This window comes from Pseudomonas sp. NPDC089407 (assembly GCF_044900445.1).
Classification (GTDB): Bacteria; Pseudomonadota; Gammaproteobacteria; order Pseudomonadales; family Pseudomonadaceae; genus Aquipseudomonas.
In genome coordinates, this window is sequence record NZ_JBJDNB010000010.1 from 1 (window position 1) to 18,506 (window position 18,506).

An 18,506-nucleotide genomic window follows, 5' to 3' on the forward strand; every position below is an offset into this window, starting at 1 on the left:
GTTGTCGACCTGCTCGCCGAAAACGGCCTGGCCCGTGGCGACAACGGCCTGCGCGTGATCATGATGTGTGAACTGCCGTCCAACGCCATCCTCGCTGAAGAGTTCCTGGAATACTTCGACGGCTTCTCGATCGGCTCCAACGACCTGACCCAGCTGACCCTGGGCCTGGACCGTGACTCGGGGATCATCGCGCACCTGTTCGACGAGCGTAACCCTGCGGTGAAGAAGCTGCTGGCCAACGCCATTGCCGCGTGCAACAAGGCCGGCAAGTACATCGGCATCTGCGGCCAAGGCCCATCGGACCACCCGGACCTGGCCAAGTGGCTGATGGAACAGGGCATCGAAAGCGTGTCGCTGAACCCGGACTCGGTACTCGAAACCTGGTTCTTCCTGGCCGAAGGCCAAGGCGCGGCCTGACGCAGTAAAAATGCGGGGGGACGTCTGGCGTACCCCCGCCTGGTTTTTTCCAGGGCGAGCTCCAGCAATGGATCCCGCCCTTTTTTGTGCACCAAGCAACCTTATGCAAAGCAGCAGCACTTTATTTCCCGTGGCCTTGCTCAGTGCCGAGCGCCGCGGTGACCTCAGCGAAGACGTGTACCGGATCAAGGCCGGCAACAGCCCTGACCCCAGCGTCGAGCTGGCCGTGACCCGCCTGGGGCTGGCTGACCAAAGCCAGCCCCAGGGCGTGTCGGTCATTCTTCTGCACGGCAGTTTTTCCAACCGGCGTTTCTGGTATTCGCCCAAAGGCGTCGGCCTTGGCGCCTACCTGGCGCGCGCCGGTTTCGATGTGTGGATCCCGGAAATGCGCGGCCACGGCCTGTCGCCGCGCAACCTTGCCTGGAAGCACAACAGCGTAGCCGCCTATGCCCAGGAGGACCTGCCCCTGATCAATGCCTTTGTGCGCGAGCAGTCGGGCCAGGCGCCGCATTGGGTGGGCCACTCACTGGGGGGCACGACCCTGGCTGCAGCGCTGGGCGGTGGCTTCCTGGAGGCTGATCAAGTCGCCAGCGTGGCGCTGTTCGGTACGCAGATCAGCCGCGTGTACTGGCCGTTGAAAGTACCGCCGCTGGCCTGGGGCGCGAAGCTGGTGCTCAAGCGCTGGGGGCAGATTTCCGGGCCGCGCTTCAAGCGTGGGCCGGAGGACGAGCCGATTGGCCTGGCCCTTGAAAGCATGCGCTGGCATGGCTTGTTCGGGCGCTTTGGCGACAAGAAGCACGACTGGTGGGCCGGGCTGTCCGAGGTCGATGTGCCGCTGCTGGCGGTGGCTGGCGCGGGCGATTTGCAAGACCCGGTGTGGGCCTGTCGCAAGCTGTTCGAACAGTTTGGGGGCGAGCGCAAGCAGTTCCTGCGGCTGGGGCGTGAAGAAGGTTTCGAGGCGTTCGGGCATGTCGACATGCTGGTGAGCAAGGCTGCGCAGGTGCAGGTGTGGCCACTGGTTGAGCGCTGGCTGCGTAATCCGCTGCTGGCGGTGCATGCGTCCACTGTGGCTGCGGAGCCAGTGCCGGTCAGCTGATATGGTTCTGCCTGTACCGGCCCTATCGCCGGCAAGCCAGCTCCCACAGGATTGCCACAGAGTCGCAGACTTGTGCAGTACCTGTGGGAGCTGGCTTGCCGGCGATAGGGCCAGCACAGACAAAACACATATGACCACCCGGTCCCGGATGACTGCAACGGCCTCCAAGGTGTAGCCTTGGCCGATACCCGCTTTCGTTGTGACTGACAGGAGCTTCCCATGCAGCATTACGTAACGCCCGACCTGTGTGACGCCTACCCGGACCTGGTACAAGTGCTGGAGCCGATGTTCAGCAACTTCGGTGGCCGCGATTCGTTCGGCGGCCAGATCGTCACCATCAAGTGCTTTGAAGACAACTCGCTGGTCAAGGAGCAGGTCGAGCTCGATGGCAAGGGCAAGGTGCTGGTGGTCGATGGCGGCGGTTCGCTGCGCCGGGCCCTGCTGGGCGACATGCTCGCCGAGAAGGCTGCCAAAAATGGCTGGGAAGGCCTGGTGATCTACGGCTGCGTGCGTGACGTCGATGTGCTGATCCAGACCGACGTCGGCGTGCAGGCCTTGGCCAGCCACCCGATGAAGACCGACAAACGCGGCATCGGCGACCTCAACGTGGCCGTGACCTTCGCCGGCGTCACCTTCCGCCCGGGCGAATATGTGTATGCCGACAACAATGGCGTACTGGTTTCGCCAAGCCCGCTGAAAATGCCGGAGTGATGCGCAGCACGCGCTGATGGAGCTTTGATGTTCGAGGAAGACAACGCGCAGTGGGGGCTGGTGCATGCCCTGGTGCTCGATGGCAAAGGTGGCGCGCGCTCGATTGCCCGTACCGAACTGGACGACCTGCAACTGCAACCGCAGCAGAGCCTGTGGCTGCACTGGGACCGTAGTCATCCGCAAACCCGCACCTGGCTGCTGCACGACAGCGGCCTGAGCGAGTTCGCCTGCGAGCTGCTGCTGGAAGAAAACACCCGTCCGCGCCTGCTGCCCATGGCTGAGGAGCAGCTGTTGCTGTTCCTGCGCGGGGTCAACCTCAACCCGGGCGCCGAGCCCGAAGACATGGTTTCGGTGCGTATCTTTGCCGAGGCGCAGCGGGTGATCTCGCTGCGCCTGCGGCCGTTGCGCGCCAGTGACGAAGTACTCCAGCAACTGGAGCAGGGCAGGGGGCCGAAATCGGCGTCCGAGCTGTTGCTGCTGATGGGCGAGCTGCTGACCGAAAAGGTCCAGGGCCTGGTCAGTGACCTGGCCGAGCTGGTCGACCTGGAAGAAGAAAAGGTCGAATCCGACGAGCGGTATACGCCGGAGCACGGCAGCCTGCAGCAGATTCGCCGTCGCGCCGCCGGCTTGCGCCGCTTCCTGGCCCCGCAGCGGGAAATCTACGCCCAGTTGTCGCGCAGCAAGTGGAGCTGGTTCGCCAATGCCGATGCCGATTACTGGAACGAGTTGAACAACAGCCTGATCCGCTACCTCGAAGAGCTGGAGCTGACCCGTGAGCGCGCCGCGCTGGTGCTGGAAAGCGAAGACCGGCGGCGCAGCGAGCGGATGAACCGCACCATGTACCGCTTTGGCATCATCACCTGCATCTTCTTGCCGATGAGCTTCATCACGGGGCTGCTGGGCATCAATGTCGGCGGCATCCCCGGGGCGGAAAACCCCTTGGGCTTCCTGTTTGCCTGCATAGTCGTGCTGGGGTTGGCAGTGGGGCAGTGGTGGTTGTTCCGGCGGTTGCGGTGGGTATAGATGTTCGTTGACCTGCTCTGGCCCCATCGCCGGCAAGCCAGCTCCCACAGGGATGGCACAACGCTTGAAGCCTATGGTGTACCTGTGGGAGCTGGCTTGCCGGCGATAGGGCCAGTACAGGCAGACACTTTTCATTTTGAAACATTCGTCCCAACGCGATGTGTGACCCATCGCCCGGCCATCTCGTCTCTGACTGACACTGCGCGAGGTGCCCATGCACGATCCGTTTGAAGAATCCCTGCGCGACCTGCTCAAGGCGTCACCCTCCGGCAACGACCGGGACGACCGGGACGACGCCGCTTGCCTGGGCCGTGTACTGAAAACCGCCAACCGACAGGTCGGTGCCGGTGATCTGTTCAGCCTGCTAGGCCGCTGGTGCCAGGCGCTGCTGATCGCCGTGAACAATGGCTCGGCGCATGTCGCGCCGGTGCGTCGACACTCTTCCCGCAACGCTGCCAGCGGCAGCAAAGCAGATAAGGCCGATTGAATATGGAACTCGATCTATGGACCCAGAGCCTGGTCACCGCAATGACCGCCCTTTGGACCAAGGTAGCGAACTTCATCCCTAACCTGTTCGGCGCGCTGGTCGTGGTGCTGCTCGGTTTCGTGGTGGCCAAGCTACTCGACACGCTGTTGTCCAAGCTGTTGGCCAAGTTTGGCCTGGACCGCCTGATGGCCGGCACCGGCCTGACCAAGATGCTCGGCCGGGTTGGCATCCAGGTGCCGATCTCGACCCTGATCGGCAAGATCGTCTACTGGTTCGTGCTGCTCATCTTCCTGGTTTCGGCGGCTGAATCGCTGGGCCTGGAGCGGGTATCGGCGACCCTTGACATGCTCGCCCTGTACCTGCCCAAGGTGTTCGGCGCAGCGCTGGTGCTGTTGGCCGGCGTGCTGCTGGCGCAGGTGGCCAACGGCCTGGTGCGCGGTGCTGCCGAAGGCATCGGCCTGGAATATTCGGCGGGCCTCGGGCGTATCACTCAGGGCCTGGTGATCATCATCAGTATCTCGGTCGCCATCAGCCAGCTGGAGGTGAAAACCGACTTGCTGAACCACGTGATCGTGATCGGGCTGATTACCGTTGGTCTGGCCGTTGCCCTGGCCATGGGCCTGGGTAGCCGCGAAATCGCCGGGCAAATCCTGGCAGGCATCTACGTGCGCGAGCTGTATCAGGTCGGCCAGCAGGTGCGGATTGGAGAGGTTGAAGGGCACATCGAAGAGATCGGAACGGTGAAGACCACGCTGCTGACCGATGATGGCGAACTGGTGTCGCTGTCCAATCGCGAGTTGCTTGAGCAGCGTGTCAATAGCCGCTAACCGCACAAAAGCTGTTAATGTATGCCGCCGCGAAATTCGACCCACGGGGTCGCGCGGCGACATTGACCTGACTGTCGGCCAGATCCGTTTTGAATAAAGTTCATTCGCCGCCCATGCGTTATGACCCCCGCGAGCTCACCGACGAAGAGTTGGTGGCGCGTTCGCATGAGGAGCTGTACCACGTTACCCGCGCCTATGAGGAGCTCATGCGGCGCTACCAGCGGACCCTGTTCAACGTCTGTGCGCGTTATCTGGGGAACGACCGCGACGCGGACGATGTCTGTCAGGAAGTGATGCTGAAAGTGCTGTACGGGCTGAAGAACTTCGAGGGTAAATCCAAGTTCAAGACCTGGCTCTACAGCATCACCTACAACGAGTGCATTACCCAGTACCGCAAGGAGCGCCGTAAGCGCCGGTTGATGGATGCCTTGAGTCTGGACCCTATAGAAGAGGCGTCCGAAGACAAGGCCCCGAAACCGGAAGAAAAAGGCGGCCTGGACAAATGGCTGGTGCATGTGAACCCGATTGACCGGGAAATCCTGGTGCTGCGTTTTGTCGCAGAACTGGAATTTCAGGAAATTGCCGACATCATGCACATGGGCCTGAGCGCGACCAAAATGCGTTACAAGCGCGCGCTAGACAAGCTTCGGGAGAAATTTGCAGGCCTGGATGAAACTTAGTGGCGTGCAAATATCTCTAACGGATCGGCGAGTTCTGCTAGACTTGCCGTCGAGTTGTCCCCCTTGTTTGTGGTGGGACTGCTTAACTATCACCAGATGGGGATTTAACGGATGAAATTGAAAAATACCTTGGGCTTGGCCATTGGTTCGCTCGTAGCCGCCACTTCGATTGGCGCTATGGCACAAGGTCAAGGCGCCGTCGAGACTGAAATCTTCTACAAGAAAGAATTCTTCGACAGCCAGCGCGACTTCAAGAACGACGGCAACCTGTTCGGCGGTTCGATCGGTTACTTCCTGACCGACGACGTTGAACTGCGTCTGGGCTACGACGAAGTGCACAACGCTCGTGGCGAAGACGGCAAGAACATCAAGGGCTCGAACACCGCCCTGGACGCCGTTTACCACTTCAACAACCCGTACGACGCCATCCGTCCGTACGTATCTGCTGGTTTCTCGCACCAGTCGCTGGGCCAGACCGGCCGTGGCGGTCGTGACCACTCCACCTTCGCCAACGTTGGCGCTGGCGCCAAGTGGTACATCACTGACATGTTCTACGCCCGTGCCGGCGTAGAAGCTCAGTACAACATCGACCAGGGCGACACCGAGTGGGCGCCAAGCGTTGGTGTTGGCCTGAACTTCGGCGGTAGCCCGAAGCAAGCCGCAGCCGCTCCAGCTCCAGTTGCTGAAGTCTGCTCCGACTCCGACAACGATGGCGTGTGCGACAACGTCGACAAGTGCCCAGACACCCCGGCCAACGTTACCGTTGACGCCGACGGCTGCCCGGCTGTTGCCGAAGTCGTTCGTGTTGAGCTGGACGTCAAGTTCGACTTCGACAAGTCGGTCGTCAAGCCAAACAGCTACGGCGACATCAAGAACCTGGCTGACTTCATGAAGCAGTACCCACAAACCACCACCGTGGTTGAAGGTCACACTGACTCCGTGGGTCCAGACGCTTACAACCAGAAGCTGTCCGAGCGTCGTGCCAACGCTGTCAAGCAAGTCCTGACCCAGCAGTACGGCGTAGAATCCAGCCGTGTTGACTCGGTTGGCTACGGCGAAACCCGTCCGGTTGCTGACAACGCCACCGAAGAAGGTCGCGCTGTTAACCGTCGCGTTGAAGCGCAGGTTGAAGCTCAGTCCAAGTAATTGGCCTGAAGTTTCACGAAAAACCCGGCCTCGGCCGGGTTTTTCTTTGCCTGGGATTTGTGTTGCCTGTCCTGGCCTCTTCGCGGGTAAACCCGCTCCCACAGGTTCGACTTGCCTATGGATTTGTACAAAACCCTTGTAGGAGCGGGTTTACCCGCGAATAGGCCAGAACAGGCAAAGTATTATCCAGCTATTGCCACGAGGTCCCGAACCACCTGCTCCCCAACCACCTCCCCAATCACCAGAATCGCCGGGCTACGCAGCCCAAACCCCCGCGCATCCTCGACCATTCTCCCCACATCACTCCTGCATTCCCGCTGCTGCGGCAACGAAGCATTCTCGATCATCGCCACCGGCATCCCCGGCGCCATGCCCCCCTCCAGCAAGCCCTGGCGAACCTGCTCCAGCCGCGCCACCCCCATGTACACCACCAATGTCGTGCCGCCCTGGGCCAGTGCCGCCCAGTTCAGCTCACTGTCATCCTGGGTATGTGCCGTCACCAGCGTCACCCCTCGGCTCACACCCCTTGAGGTCAGGGAAATCCCGCACTGCGTGGCGCCGGCCAGGCCTGCAGTAATGCCGTTGACCAACTCCACCTCGATACCTTGCCCCTGCAGCCACAGCGCTTCTTCGCCGCCGCGGCCGAAGATGCACGGGTCACCGCCCTTGAGCCGGACCACGCAACGCCCTTGCCGCGCGTGGCGCAACATCAGGCGCTGGATGAACGCCTGCGGCGTAGAGCGGCAGCCGCCACGCTTGCCCACGGCAATCACCCGCGCCTGCGGGCAATGTTCCAGTGCCGCCGGGTTGACCAGGTCGTCGATCATCACCACGGCCGCCTGTTGCAATGCACGCACAGCCTTGAGGGTGAGCAGTTCAGGGTCACCAGGGCCGGCACCGACCAGCCACACTTTTGCATTCATCAGGGTTTCCTCATCGGCAAGCTGCGCTCAGCCCTTGAGCAGGGCGAGCAGCATTATCAGGTTGAGTAGCAAGGACAGCAGGGCCAGGGTGCGCCATACCTTCAATGGTTCGCGCTCCAGCAATGGCCGCGGCCGGCCGGGCAGCTCCTGGCGGTCGCCGCGTTCAAGCAGCAGCAACCAGTGTTCGGCGGTTTCGAAGCGTTGCGCCGGGTCGACCGCCACCGCCTGCTGCAGGTTGTGCTGCAACCATTCCGGCAGGTCGGGGCGATAGCGTGCGGCGTTGACCGGCTGGCCGAAGCGAGGGCGCTGGAAGGCTTCCACCTCGCCGTACGGGTAGTGGCCGGTCAGCAGGTGGTACAGCGTTACGCCCACGGCATACAGGTCCTGGCGCGGACCGGGCGGTTGGCCGTCGAACGCCTCCGGGGCGATGTAGGACGGCGTACCGGGCAATTCGTGCAGTGAGTCTTCGGACAGGCCCGGGCAATAGGCCAGGCCGAAGTCCAGCAGGCGCAGCTGGCCATCGCGGCCCAGGTGCAGGTTGTCTGGCTTGATGTCGCGGTGCAGCAGGTTGCGCCGGTGCAGCACGCCGACCGCCTGCAGCAGTTGCCGGGCAATCTCCAGCCATTGCGGCAGGGGCAGTGGGCCGTTGGCGGCCAGCAGCGCCGCCAGGCTTTGCCCGGGGTGTTCGCGCATCACGTAGTACAGGTGCTGGCGCTGGCTGGCAGCGTGCAGCTCGGGGAAGTGCCGGCCGGCGACGCGGCGCAGGAACCACTCTTCCAGCAGCAGCCCCTGGAGCGCGCCGGGCTCCTGCTCGCGTGCCGTGGGCAGGGTCTTGAGCAGCCAGGGTTGCTGCTGGCTATCGCGCACCTGGTACAGCAGGGACTGACGGCTGTGGGCATACAGCTTCTCAACCTGCCAGCCGTCGATCACCTGGCCTTCGCGCAGCGGGCCGGGTACTGGCCATTGCTGCAGTTGCGCCAGGGTATCGCCCAGGTTGGCGGTACCCAGTTGCTCGACTTGCACCAGCAAGGCGCTGGCGTTGTCCTGGCTGCCGTTGAAGTGGGCACTGGCGACCAGGGTGTCGGCGGCCAGTTGCAGGTCAGGTTGCTCGCACAGCACCGCCTGGATGTGTTGCTCGCCCAGGCTGGCCCAGACCCCGTCGCTCAGCAGCAGGTAGCATTCACCCGGTTGCAGCTCGCCCTCCAGGTAATCGACCAGCAGGTGCTGGTCCAGCCCCAGGGCGCGTTTGAGCACATGTTGCATGCCGGGCTGGTCCCACACATGGTCCTCGCTCAGGCATTGCAGGCGCCCTGCATGCCAGCGGTACACCCGGCAGTCGCCCACGTGGGCCAGGGTAAAGCGCCGGCCGCGCAACACCAGCGCGCTGAGCGTCGTCAGCAACGGCTGGCCGTTGCCCTGGGCGCGCAGCCAGCGGTTCTGTGCCAGCAGCAGGCGGTCGAGGGCCTGGGCGACGCTCCAGGTGGCCGGGGTGGCGTAGTAATCCAGCGCCAGCGCCTGCAGGCTGGCCCGCGCCGCCAGGCCACCGTCGGCACACTGGCTGACACCGTCGGCCAGGGCGAACAGGTAGCCTTTGCTGGCGGCCAGCTCCGGCGCCGGGGTGACCAGGCGCAGGGCGTCCTGGTTTTCCGCGCGCGGCCCGGTGGCGCTGGCCTGGGCGAAACTCAGTTGCAGGCTCATCGGCGTGCCTCAAACCCGCGCTGCAGTGACTGCAGCCGAGCCCCAGGTGGTGCGCCAGCGCTGTTTCACGCCATGCAGGCCGAACCAGGCCAGCAGGCCCAGGCTGGCAAACAGCCACAGCCCCAGTTGGTAATCGCCAGTGTGCTGCTTGATGGTGCCTAGCCCGGCCGCCAGCAGGAAGCCGCCGATGCCGCCGGCCATGCCGATCAGCCCGGTCATTACCCCGATCTCCTGGCGAAAGCGTTGCGGTACCAGCTGGAACACCGCGCCATTGCCGGCACCCAGGCCGAGCATGGCACTGACGAACAGTGCCAGGGCCGCCGCTGCAGACGGCAGGTTGAAGCCGACTGCGGCAATGCAGATGGCTGCCACGCTGTACATGCCCAGCAGGGTACGGATACCGCCGAAGCGGTCGGCCAGCGCGCCGCCGATCGGGCGCATCAGGCTGCCGGCGAACACGCAGGCTGCGGTGTAGTAACCGGCGGTGACCGGGCTCAGGCCGTACTGGTCGCTGAAGTAACCGGGCAGGGCGCTGGCCAGGCCAATGAAGCCGCCGAACGTGACGCTGTAGAAGAACATGAACCACCAGCTGTCGCGGTCGCCCAGTGCCTTGAGGTAGTCGGCCATGGCCTTTGGCTTGGGCCGTTGCGGGGCATTGCGCGCCAGCAGGGCGAACACCACCAGTGCCAGCGACAGCGGGATCAGCGCGAAGCCGAACACATTGTTCCAGCCAAAGCCGGCTGCCAGTGCCGGCGCCAGCAAGGCGGCGAATACCGTGCCGGAATTGCCGGCGCCGGCGATGCCCATGGCCTTGCCCTGGTGCTGGGGCGGGTACCATTGCGAGGCCAGCGGCAGCGACACGGCGAATGAGGCACCGGCGAAGCCGAGGAACACGCCTAGCAGCAATGCTTGTTCATAGCTGTGCACGCCAAGGTGCCAGGCAGCGGCCAGGGCGATGATGACGACTACCTGGCCGATCAGCCCGGCGGTCTTGGGTGACAGGCGGTCGACCAGCACGCCCATGGCAAAGCGCAGGATCGCCCCGGCCAGGATAGGCATCGCCACCATCAGGCCCCGTTGTTGTGCACTCAGTTGCAGGTCGGCGGCAATCTGCACCGCCAGCGGGCCCAGCAGGTACCAGACCATGAAGCTGAGGTCGAAGTACAGGAACGCGGCGAACAGCGTGGGCACATGCCCGGATTTCCAGAAGCTGGTACTCATCGAACACCTCACTCGGCAATGCAACGGAACGAAAAAGACGCCGCCACCCGCTCCACGGAAGGTGGAGGGGAGAGCGACGTCTTTGTCGGGATTAAATGGGGCAACCGCCGTTGGCTACCGGTGAGAATTGTTCAGCAAGAGATGGGCCAACTGTGGGCTGGGGTTGGCTTGAGATTTTCAGCGTCTGTCAGATCGAGCGCCGCCCGCGCGGCGCTTCGCGGCACAAGGCCGCTCCCACATCTGTTTCGGGCCAGTTATGCCTGCGCCATTGGCGCGCGACCCTTTGGCGTCCTCCTCGATATCGTGTCGGACCAACAAGGCGGTCTCGCGCTGGTATAGGCGATACTGGCCCGAAACAAATGTGGGAGCGGGCTTGCCCCGCGAAGCGCCGCGCGGGCGGCGCTCGATTTCACAGGCGCCGAAAATGCCATGGCTAGCCCAGCATCTCGTGCATGGCAATGATCTGCTCGGCCACCTGGATCAGCTTCTGCTGGCGGCTCATGGCCTGGCGGCGCATCAGGGTGTAGGCCTGCTCTTCATTGCAATCCTTCATTTTCATCAGCAGGCCCTTGGCTTGCTCGATGCGCTTACGTTCGGCCAGTTGCAGGTCGCGCGCCAGTAGTTGCGCCTTCAGCGCCTGGTCACTTTCGAAGCGGGCCATGGCCACATCCAGAATCGGCTGCAGCCGCGCTGCATGGATGCCCTCGACGATATAGGCGCTGACGCCGGCCTGGATCGCCTGGCGCATGACCCCGGGGTCGTGCTCATCGGTGAACAGCACGATGGGGCGTGGCTGGTCACGGCTGACCAGCACCACCTGTTCCATCACATCGCGGTCCGGTGAGTCGGTATCGATCAGCACCACGTCCGGGCGCACCGTTTCGACGCAGGCGGGCAGGTCGATGGTCAGGCCTGGGGCTTCGGTGACCTCGAAGCCGGCCTCGATCAAGGCTGCCTTGAGGCGCCCGAGTTTACGTTGGGTGTCGTCGATCAGCAGGATGCGCAACATGTTCGTTCCCTCACGCGCCAACACGGGCATCGGGCAGTTCGCCCAGCGCATGCAGGCTGAAGCTGCGGGCATAACCATAAGGGTCGCTGCCGTCCCAGCGGGTGCCGTCGATCAACAGGCTGCTGCGCATCGGTTGTTCAGGGCACGGCACGCCCAGGCTCTGCGCTGCCTCGCGGTACAGCACCAGTTGCTGGACCTGGCGGGCCACGCCGAGGTAATCCGGGTCTTCGCGCAGCAGGCCCCAGCGGCGGAACTGGGTCATGAACCACATGCCGTCGGACAGGTACGGCAGGTTGGCCCGGCCATGGTCGTAAAGGCGCAGGGCATGCGGGTCTTGCCAATGGTTGCCCAGGCCGTCCTGGTAGTGGCCGAGCAGGCGGGGTTCGATGCTGTCCAGCGTGGTGTCCAGGTACGCGCTGCCGCTGAGCAGTTGCGCAGTGCTGCGGCGGTTTTCCGGGCTTTGTTCGATGAACCGGCTGGCGGCGAGGATCGCCTTGATCAGCGCGCGAGCGCTGTTGGGGTATTGCTCGGCAAAGGCACGGCCGCAGGCCAGGACCTTTTCCGGGTGGTCCGGCCAGATCGACTGGCTGGTGGTCAGGGTGAAGCCTTGACCTTTGCCCGCGGCATCGGCTGCCCAGGGCTCGCCGACACAAAAGCCGTCAATGCGCCCGGCCTGGATGTGTGCGGCCATCTGTGCAGGCGGTACCACTACGCTGTCGACGTCGCGCAGCGGGTGGATGCCCTGGCTGGCCAGCCAGTAGTTCAGCCACATGGCGTGGGTGCCGGTGGGGAAGGTCTGGGCGAACGTCAGGCGTGCGCCGTGCTGGTGCACCAGCCGCGCCAGTGCTTCAGGGTTGGTCACGCCCTTGCGTTGCAGGGCCGGGGACAGGTTGATGGCCTGGGCGTTCTGGTTAAGGCCCATGAGCACGGCCATGTCGCTGGCAGGGACGCCACCGATGCCCAGGTGCACGGCGTAGACCAGGCCATACAGGCAATGCGCGGCATCCAGTTCGCCACTGACCAGTTTGTCGCGCAGCCCGGCCCACGAGCCCTGGCGCTTGAGGTTCAAGGTAAGGCCGTGTTGCTGGGCGAAACCTTGAGTGGCGGCAACAACCACCGAGGCGCAATCGGTCAGGGCCATGAAGCCGATGTCGAGGCTGGGTTTTTCGGGTGCGTCGCTGCCGTTGACCCAGGCCAGGGGCGTTGCTCGGGGTACAGTGTTCACAAGGTTCCTCGCCCGTACTGATAAGGCTGTGGGCTGAACCGGTGCAACCGATGTGCCATTTCCAGCCTCTGGCGTCGGCGCGGTTCCTGTGCAGGCTGTGTGAAAACCTTAAATTTTGAGCCAGCTCCTGCAAAATGCCCCGCATCAACGATGCGGGGCATTTTTCATGGCGTACATTCAGGGCGAACCACGGAATCAGACCAGCCTGTTTCCAGTCTCGATTGATGAGCTCATCCCGGCTGACCACCTGGTGCGTGTCATTGATGCGTACGTCGCCCGAATTGATTTGAAGGTGCTCGGCTTCGACAGGTCAGAGCCCAAAGTGAATGGACGTCCGCCCTACAACCCTGCCGATCTGCTCAAGCTTTACCTATACGGCTACTTCTACCAGATCCGTTCTTCCCGTCGTCTCGAAGCCGAGTGTCAGCGCAATGTCGAGGTCATGTGGCTGCTCAACCGTCTTGCTCCAGATTTCAAAACCATCGCTGATTTTCGTAGAGACAACACGGTGGCGTTCTCCGCCACCTGCCGCGCATTTGTGCAGTTTTGTCGAGGGGCGGGCTTGGTCAAGGGGGATCTCGTCGCGATTGATGGCAGCAAGTTCAGAGCCGTAGCCTCCAATCGCCGCCATGTCAGCATCAAACATCTTAAACGGGATCTGGAAAAGCTGGACCAGCGCATTGCTCGATATCTGGCGAGCCTGGATGAGTCGGATGAGAATGAAAGCGCCGAGAAGATCGATACCAACAAGGTCAAAGAGGCCTTGTCCCGCCTTCAGTCAAAGCGCGCTAACAACCTGACCGGTCAAGCACTGATGGAGGAACTGGGGCTTTCCCAGATTATCGTTGGGGAAGACGAGGCGAAGATGATGCGTGCTCCGCAGGGCAACTTTGCGGGCTACAACGTGCAATCTGCAGTGGATGAAGAGCATGGGTTAATCGTGCACCACGAAGTAACCCAGGACAGTGATGACCGCAGGCAGCTTGCCCCGATGGCAACGGCTGTCCAGCAGGTGCTGGATCAAGAAGACGTCACAGTGACTGCAGATGCAGGTTATTCAAACGGCGAGCAATTCCAGGCCTGTGACGATGCCGGTATCACAGCAATCGTGCCGCTCAACCGAGAAAACCGCTCGGCTGAAAACGCCCTCTTTCCTCAGGCTGAGTTCAAGTACGACCCTGAAACCGACAGCTATCGGTGTCCAGCGGGCCAGGTGTTGATACTGAAAAGTATCAATAAGGGATCGGCTAACTACCACGCTCAAGCATCTGCCTGTGGCGGTTGTGCTCTGAAAGGTAGTTGCACGAGGGCGCGACACCGCACGCTGAAGCGCCATCCCAATGAGGCAGCGTTTGAACGCATGACCAAACGCCTGAATGCCAATCCGGACATGATGCTCAGGCGCAAAAGTACGGTTGAGCATCCTTTCGGCAACTTGAAGCAGTGGGCACTGGGAACCGGGCGGTTCCTGCTACGCCAATTGCAGGGAGCCAAAGCTGAGATGGCGCTGGCAGTGACCAGCTACAACCTGAAGCGAACCATCAATATCCTGGGAACCCGCAGGCTGCTGGAGATGCTGGCCTGAGAGGTATCTCTCGGGTATGTGAAAATATCAATCAGAGATCAGCCCTGGCGGGCTGATCTCTGATTCTGAGTTTTCACACAGCCTGTGTAGGAGCGGCCTTGGGTCGCGAAAGGGCTGCGAAGCAGCCCCAGGGTTTCAGCGCAGGTGCACAAATTGATGGGGCTGCTTTGCAGCCCTTTCGCGACACAAGGCCGCTCCTACAAGGGACCGCGTGAACCGATCAGATGAGTGTACGAAGCAGCTCCACGATTTGCTGTCCTGCCAGCCCCGCGCTGGCTATAATCGCCCCCTCACTCACCCTGAGCCTTGCCCGCCCATGTATACCCTGGCCCGCCAGCTGCTGTTCAAGCTTTCCCCGGAAACTTCCCACGACCTGTCCCTGGACCTGATCGGCGCCGGTGGCCGTCTCGGCCTCAATGGCATGCTGTGCAAGCAACCGGCGGCATTGCCGGTTTCGGTCATGGGCTTGAACTTCGCCAACCCGGTGGGTCTGGCCGCTGGCCTGGACAAGAATGGCGCAGCCATCGACGGCTTCGCCCAACTGGGCTTCGGGTTTGTCGAGATCGGCACGGTCACCCCGCGTCCGCAACCGGGCAACCCCAAGCCACGCTTGTTCCGCCTGCCCGAAGCCACGGCCATCATCAACCGCATGGGCTTCAATAACCAGGGCGTCGATCACCTGCTCGGCCGTGTGCGCGCTTCGCGCTACAACGGCGTACTGGGCATCAACATCGGCAAGAACTTCGACACCCCGGTCGAGCGCGCCGTCGATGACTACCTGATCTGCCTGGACAAGGTCTACACCGCCGCCAGCTATATCACCGTCAACGTCAGCTCGCCAAACACCCCGGGCCTGCGCAGCCTGCAGTTCGGTGACTCGCTCAAGCAACTGCTCGATGCCCTGGCCGAGCGCCGTGAGCAGTTGACCGCAACCCATGGCAAGCGCGTGCCGCTGGCGATCAAGATTGCCCCGGACATGAGCGATGAAGAAACTGCCTTGGTGGCCGCTGCGCTGATGGAGTCAGGCATGGATGCGGTGATTGCCACCAACACCACACTGGGCCGTGAGGGTGTCGAAGCGCTGCCGTTTGGTGGCGAGGCGGGCGGCCTGTCGGGCGCGCCGGTGCTGGAGAAGAGCACCCACATCGTCAAGGTGCTGGCCGGTGAGCTGGGTGGCAAGTTGCCGATCATTGCCGCCGGTGGCATTACCGAAGGCCGTCATGCTGCCGAGAAGATTGCGGCGGGGGCGAGCCTGGTACAGATTTATTCAGGCTTCATTTATAAGGGGCCGGCGCTGATTCGCGAGGCGGTAGACGCTATCGCTGCTATGCCGCGGTAAACCTGACAGGGCCTCTTCGCGGGTGCAATAGACAAGATCTGCCAGGGCATAAAAAAGGGCCCCTTCAAGGGGCCCCTGGGCCTTCGCCCGCCGCCCGGATAGGGCGTGCATGGTAAATCGAATTCAGTGTCCTCGATCAGCCAACGGCGTGATTTTCGTTGAGTCTATGGATGCCAGCGGTGCCAGTCATTCCGTCCCAGTTATCACCGCGACCTTCGCGCCAGCCGTTAATCCAGGCTTGGCGAACAGAAGGAAGATTGAACGGGCAAAGTTCGCGGGATTTGCCGGTGACCCCGTATTGGTAGCCACGTGAATATGCTCTTTCCAACGGATCACGCTTAAGTCTTCTCATAGGGTGTTGCCCTCACTTGTTGACTGTAATGTCCCGTCGGCCTCTCCGAGGCCGGGCAGAGTCTTTCTGCCGGTTTGCGCTCGCTGCCGGCGTGGCGAGCTGAAAGTGCCGCCTCGTTGCGAAGCGGCCTGAGACCAGTTCTATCGAATGCGAGTCACGGTGTGAATGATCGATTTGTCATAAGGGCGTAACGTTTGTGAGGGTGAGGGGATAAGTAAATAAATGCGACTCAACCTTGTTTGGCCTTGAGGCCGCTATGATCGGGGTTTGCCGATCATTGACGTCATTTCGCCAGCGTTGCCGGTGAGTGACAGAAATAATTTGAAATGCGACGAAGGGTCACATCGTCCCCGGCATCGCCAGAATTTTTAGTACTGCCTGATGATCTAAGCTGTCTTTGCCACCCGGCCAAGCGCAGATCGGTCAGGTGGCCCGGCCTTTTGCGGCACATGGGTGTGCCGCAAATCGCCACCCGCACGCCTGCTGGAAAGGGGTGCGGGCAAACATCGCGGGGCGATGCGTCGCCTCGTCAGTCAAATAGCCCAAGGCTCTGGAATACTCATGTCGGACCGTTTCGAACTTTACCTCACCTGCCCCAAAGGCCTTGAAAGCCTGCTTGCCGAAGAGGCCAAGGGCCTTGGCCTTGACGAAGTGCGTGAGCACACATCGGCCATTCGCGGCGAAGCCGACATGGAAACCGCCTACCGGCTGTGCGTCTGGTCGCGCCTGGCCAACCGCGTACTGCTGGTGCTCAAGCGCTTCTCCATGAAGAACGCCGATGACCTGTACGACGGTGTCAATGCTGTCGACTGGGCCGACCACCTGGCGGCCGATGGCACCCTGGCCGTGGAGTTCAGCGGCCATGGCTCGGGCATCGACAACACCCATTTCGGCGCCTTGAAGGTCAAGGATGCGATCGTCGACAAGCTGCGCAACCGCGAAGGCCTGCGCCCGTCGGTGGAAAAAATCGACCCTGACGTGCGCGTGCACCTGCGCCTGGACCGTGGCGAGGCGATCCTCTCGCTCGACCTGTCCGGGCATAGCCTGCACCAGCGTGGCTACCGCCTGCAGCAAGGCGCTGCACCGCTGAAGGAAAACCTCGCGGCAGCCGTGCTGATCCGCGCTGGCTGGCCTCGCATTGCCGCTGAAGGTGGCGCGCTGGCCGACCCCATGTGCGGTGTGGGTACCTTTCTGGTGGAAGCGGCAATGATCGCCGCCGATATTGCGCCCAACCTCAAGCGTGAACGCTGGGGCTTCAGCGCCTGGCTGGGCCATGTGCCAGCCCTGTGGCGCAAGGTGCACGACGAGGCGCAGGCACGCGCGCAGGCCGGCCTGGCCAAGCCACCGCTGTGGATCCGTGGCTACGAAGCCGACCCACGGCTGATCCAGCCAGGCCGCAACAACGTCGAGCGAGCCGGCCTGGGTGACTGGGTGAAGATCTACCAGGGCGAGGTCAGCACCTTCGAGCCGCGCCCGGACCAGAACCAGAAAGGCCTGGTTATCAGCAACCCGCCGTACGGCGAGCGCCTGGGTGACGAAGCCAGCCTGCTGTACCTCTACCAGAACCTTGGCGAGCGCCTGCGCCAGGCCTGCATGGGTTGGGAGGCGGCGGTGTTCACCGGCGCGCCGCAACTGGGCAAGCGCATGGGTATTCGCAGCCACAAGCAATACGCATTCTGGAACGGCGCGTTGCCCTGCAAGCTGCTGCTGTTCAAGGTACAGCCAGACCAGTTCGTGACCGGTGAGCGTCGCGAAGCCCAGGCTGACAACGCCGAAGTCCGCCAGCAAGTGCCAGGGGCCAGCGAACCGGCGCGCCTGTCGGAAGGTGCGCAGATGTTTGCCAACCGCCTGCAGAAGAACCTCAAGCAACTGGGCAAATGGGCCCGGCGCGAGCAGATTGATTGCTACCGGCTGTACGACGCCGACATGCCCGAATATGCCCTGGCGGTCGACCTCTATCAGGATTGGGTTCACGTACAGGAATACGCAGCTCCCCGTTCGATCGACCCGGAGAAGGCCCAGGCGCGTCTGCTCGATGCGCTGGCAGCCATCCCGCAGGCACTGGGCATTTCCCCTCAGCGCGTGGTGCTCAAGCGCCGCGAGCGGCAAAGCGGTACCCGCCAGTACGAACGCCAGGCTACTGAGGGACGCTTCCAGGAGGTGAACGAAGGCGGCGTCAAGCTGCTGGTCAACCTCACCGACTACCTCGACACCGGTCTGTTCCTGGACCACCGCCCGATGCGCATGCGCATCCAGCGCGAGGCTGCCGGCAAGCACTTCCTCAACCTGTTCTGCTACACCGCCACGGCCACCGTGCATGCAGCCAAGGGCGGCGCCCGCAGCACCACCAGCGTCGACCTGTCGAAAACCTACCTGGACTGGGCACGGCGCAACCTGGCGCTGAATGGCTTCTCCGAGCGCAACCGGCTGGAGCAGGGCGATGTGATGGCCTGGCTGGAAGCCTGCCGCGAAAGCTACGAGCTGATCTTCATCGACCCGCCAACCTTCTCCAATTCCAAGCGCATGGAAGGGGTGTTCGACGTGCAGCGTGACCACGTGCAGTTGCTGGACCTGGCCATGGCCCGCCTGGCACCCGGTGGTGTGCTGTACTTCTCCAACAACTTCCGCAAGTTCCAGCTGGACGAACACCTGATGACGCGTTACGCGGTGGAAGAAATCACGGCCCAGACCCTGGACCCGGACTTCGCCCGTAACAATCGCATCCACCGTGCCTGGCGTCTGCAATTGCGCTGAGGCGACGAGGTAC

17 protein-coding genes are annotated in these 18,506 nt (G+C 62.7%); 11 read left to right on the forward strand and 6 right to left on the reverse strand.

Going from position 1 to position 18,506, the window contains the following annotated elements:
- From ACI2KG_RS09840 to ACI2KG_RS09875, 8 genes are all read left to right on the forward strand, one after another.
- A partial coding sequence (locus ACI2KG_RS09840; RefSeq protein WP_404661740.1) for a putative PEP-binding protein occupies positions 1-417 on the forward strand: 417 nt, incomplete at its 5' end.
- Positions 418-520: 103 nt separating this feature from the next.
- Positions 521-1,513, forward strand: coding sequence for an alpha/beta fold hydrolase (locus tag ACI2KG_RS09845; RefSeq protein WP_404661741.1), 993 nt, complete (start codon positions 521-523; stop codon positions 1,511-1,513).
- A 219-nt stretch (positions 1,514-1,732) separates the two neighbouring features.
- Positions 1,733-2,224 carry a ribonuclease E activity regulator RraA gene (rraA, locus tag ACI2KG_RS09850; protein WP_021785500.1) on the forward strand — a complete coding sequence of 164 codons (492 nt, stop codon included), beginning with the start codon at positions 1,733-1,735 and terminating at the stop codon, positions 2,222-2,224.
- 27 nt (positions 2,225-2,251) lie between these two features.
- Positions 2,252-3,247, forward strand: a complete 996-nt coding sequence (locus ACI2KG_RS09855; RefSeq protein ID WP_404661742.1) for a zinc transporter ZntB — start codon at positions 2,252-2,254, stop codon at positions 3,245-3,247.
- A 214-nt stretch (positions 3,248-3,461) separates the two neighbouring features.
- Entirely contained in the window at positions 3,462-3,734 is a 273-nt protein-coding gene (locus ACI2KG_RS09860) for a hypothetical protein (protein ID WP_028697557.1), read from the forward strand.
- A 2-nt stretch (positions 3,735-3,736) separates the two neighbouring features.
- Positions 3,737-4,561 carry a mechanosensitive ion channel family protein gene (locus ACI2KG_RS09865; RefSeq protein WP_004376138.1) on the forward strand — a complete coding sequence of 275 codons (825 nt, stop codon included), beginning with the start codon at positions 3,737-3,739 and terminating at the stop codon, positions 4,559-4,561.
- Between the two features lie 113 nt (positions 4,562-4,674).
- Positions 4,675-5,241: an RNA polymerase sigma factor SigX gene (sigX, locus tag ACI2KG_RS09870; RefSeq protein ID WP_016500791.1), complete on the forward strand. Its 567-nt coding sequence runs from the start codon at positions 4,675-4,677 to the stop codon at positions 5,239-5,241.
- Between the two features lie 111 nt (positions 5,242-5,352).
- On the forward strand, positions 5,353-6,387 hold the full coding sequence (locus ACI2KG_RS09875; protein WP_400617604.1) for an OmpA family protein: 1,035 nt from the start codon (positions 5,353-5,355) through the stop codon (positions 6,385-6,387).
- A 182-nt stretch (positions 6,388-6,569) separates the two neighbouring features.
- Here the strand turns inward: ACI2KG_RS09875 and cobA are convergent, their stop codons facing one another.
- From cobA to ACI2KG_RS09900, 5 genes are all read right to left on the reverse strand, one after another.
- On the reverse strand, positions 6,570-7,310 hold the full coding sequence (cobA, locus tag ACI2KG_RS09880) for a uroporphyrinogen-III C-methyltransferase (protein WP_404661743.1): 741 nt from the start codon (positions 7,308-7,310) through the stop codon (positions 6,570-6,572).
- Between the two features lie 27 nt (positions 7,311-7,337).
- Complete coding sequence (locus ACI2KG_RS09885; protein ID WP_404661744.1) at positions 7,338-9,008, reverse strand: protein kinase; 1,671 nt, start codon at positions 9,006-9,008, stop codon at positions 7,338-7,340.
- A gap of 9 nt (positions 9,009-9,017) precedes the next feature.
- Complete coding sequence (locus ACI2KG_RS09890) at positions 9,018-10,229, reverse strand: nitrate/nitrite transporter (RefSeq protein WP_404661745.1); 1,212 nt, start codon at positions 10,227-10,229, stop codon at positions 9,018-9,020.
- 433 nt (positions 10,230-10,662) lie between these two features.
- On the reverse strand, positions 10,663-11,238 hold the full coding sequence (locus ACI2KG_RS09895; protein ID WP_404661746.1) for an ANTAR domain-containing response regulator: 576 nt from the start codon (positions 11,236-11,238) through the stop codon (positions 10,663-10,665).
- Between the two features lie 10 nt (positions 11,239-11,248).
- On the reverse strand, positions 11,249-12,463 hold the full coding sequence (locus ACI2KG_RS09900) for a CmpA/NrtA family ABC transporter substrate-binding protein (RefSeq protein WP_404661747.1): 1,215 nt from the start codon (positions 12,461-12,463) through the stop codon (positions 11,249-11,251).
- Between the two features lie 166 nt (positions 12,464-12,629).
- Between ACI2KG_RS09900 and ACI2KG_RS09905 the strand changes: the two genes are divergently transcribed.
- Together ACI2KG_RS09905 and ACI2KG_RS09910 are read left to right on the forward strand one after the other, a co-directional pair.
- Positions 12,630-14,048 (forward strand): IS1182 family transposase, encoded by a 1,419-nt coding sequence (locus ACI2KG_RS09905; protein WP_404661748.1) that lies wholly within the window; start codon positions 12,630-12,632, stop codon positions 14,046-14,048.
- A 316-nt stretch (positions 14,049-14,364) separates the two neighbouring features.
- Positions 14,365-15,387, forward strand: coding sequence for a quinone-dependent dihydroorotate dehydrogenase (locus ACI2KG_RS09910; protein ID WP_404661749.1), 1,023 nt, complete (start codon positions 14,365-14,367; stop codon positions 15,385-15,387).
- A gap of 136 nt (positions 15,388-15,523) precedes the next feature.
- Here ACI2KG_RS09910 and rmf read toward each other — a convergent pair whose 3' ends face one another.
- Positions 15,524-15,739, reverse strand: a complete 216-nt coding sequence (gene rmf, locus ACI2KG_RS09915; protein WP_003248687.1) for a ribosome modulation factor — start codon at positions 15,737-15,739, stop codon at positions 15,524-15,526.
- Positions 15,740-16,300: 561 nt separating this feature from the next.
- On the opposite strand from rmf, the gene rlmKL reads away from it, so the two are divergent.
- On the forward strand, positions 16,301-18,493 hold the full coding sequence (gene rlmKL, locus ACI2KG_RS09920) for a bifunctional 23S rRNA (guanine(2069)-N(7))-methyltransferase RlmK/23S rRNA (guanine(2445)-N(2))-methyltransferase RlmL (RefSeq protein ID WP_404661750.1): 2,193 nt from the start codon (positions 16,301-16,303) through the stop codon (positions 18,491-18,493).
- Positions 18,494-18,506: the final 13 nt, after the last annotated feature.

Coding starts and splice junctions, on each gene's coding strand:
- ACI2KG_RS09875 (WP_400617604.1), top strand. CDS start 5,353: ATGAAATTGAAAAATACCTTGGGCTTGGCCATTGGTTCGCTCGTAGCC.
- ACI2KG_RS09895 (WP_404661746.1), bottom strand. CDS start 11,238: ATGTTGCGCATCCTGCTGATCGACGACACCCAACGTAAACTCGGGCGC.
- cobA (WP_404661743.1), bottom strand. CDS start 7,310: ATGAATGCAAAAGTGTGGCTGGTCGGTGCCGGCCCTGGTGACCCTGAA.
- ACI2KG_RS09865 (WP_004376138.1), top strand. CDS start 3,737: ATGGAACTCGATCTATGGACCCAGAGCCTGGTCACCGCAATGACCGCC.
- ACI2KG_RS09885 (WP_404661744.1), bottom strand. CDS start 9,008: ATGAGCCTGCAACTGAGTTTCGCCCAGGCCAGCGCCACCGGGCCGCGC.
- sigX (WP_016500791.1), top strand. CDS start 4,675: ATGCGTTATGACCCCCGCGAGCTCACCGACGAAGAGTTGGTGGCGCGT.
- ACI2KG_RS09890 (WP_404661745.1), bottom strand. CDS start 10,229: ATGAGTACCAGCTTCTGGAAATCCGGGCATGTGCCCACGCTGTTCGCC.
- ACI2KG_RS09855 (WP_404661742.1), top strand. CDS start 2,252: ATGTTCGAGGAAGACAACGCGCAGTGGGGGCTGGTGCATGCCCTGGTG.
- rlmKL (WP_404661750.1), top strand. CDS start 16,301: ATGTCGGACCGTTTCGAACTTTACCTCACCTGCCCCAAAGGCCTTGAA.
- ACI2KG_RS09910 (WP_404661749.1), top strand. CDS start 14,365: ATGTATACCCTGGCCCGCCAGCTGCTGTTCAAGCTTTCCCCGGAAACT.
- ACI2KG_RS09905 (WP_404661748.1), top strand. CDS start 12,630: ATGGCGTACATTCAGGGCGAACCACGGAATCAGACCAGCCTGTTTCCA.
- ACI2KG_RS09845 (WP_404661741.1), top strand. CDS start 521: ATGCAAAGCAGCAGCACTTTATTTCCCGTGGCCTTGCTCAGTGCCGAG.
- ACI2KG_RS09860 (WP_028697557.1), top strand. CDS start 3,462: ATGCACGATCCGTTTGAAGAATCCCTGCGCGACCTGCTCAAGGCGTCA.
- rraA (WP_021785500.1), top strand. CDS start 1,733: ATGCAGCATTACGTAACGCCCGACCTGTGTGACGCCTACCCGGACCTG.
- rmf (WP_003248687.1), bottom strand. CDS start 15,739: ATGAGAAGACTTAAGCGTGATCCGTTGGAAAGAGCATATTCACGTGGC.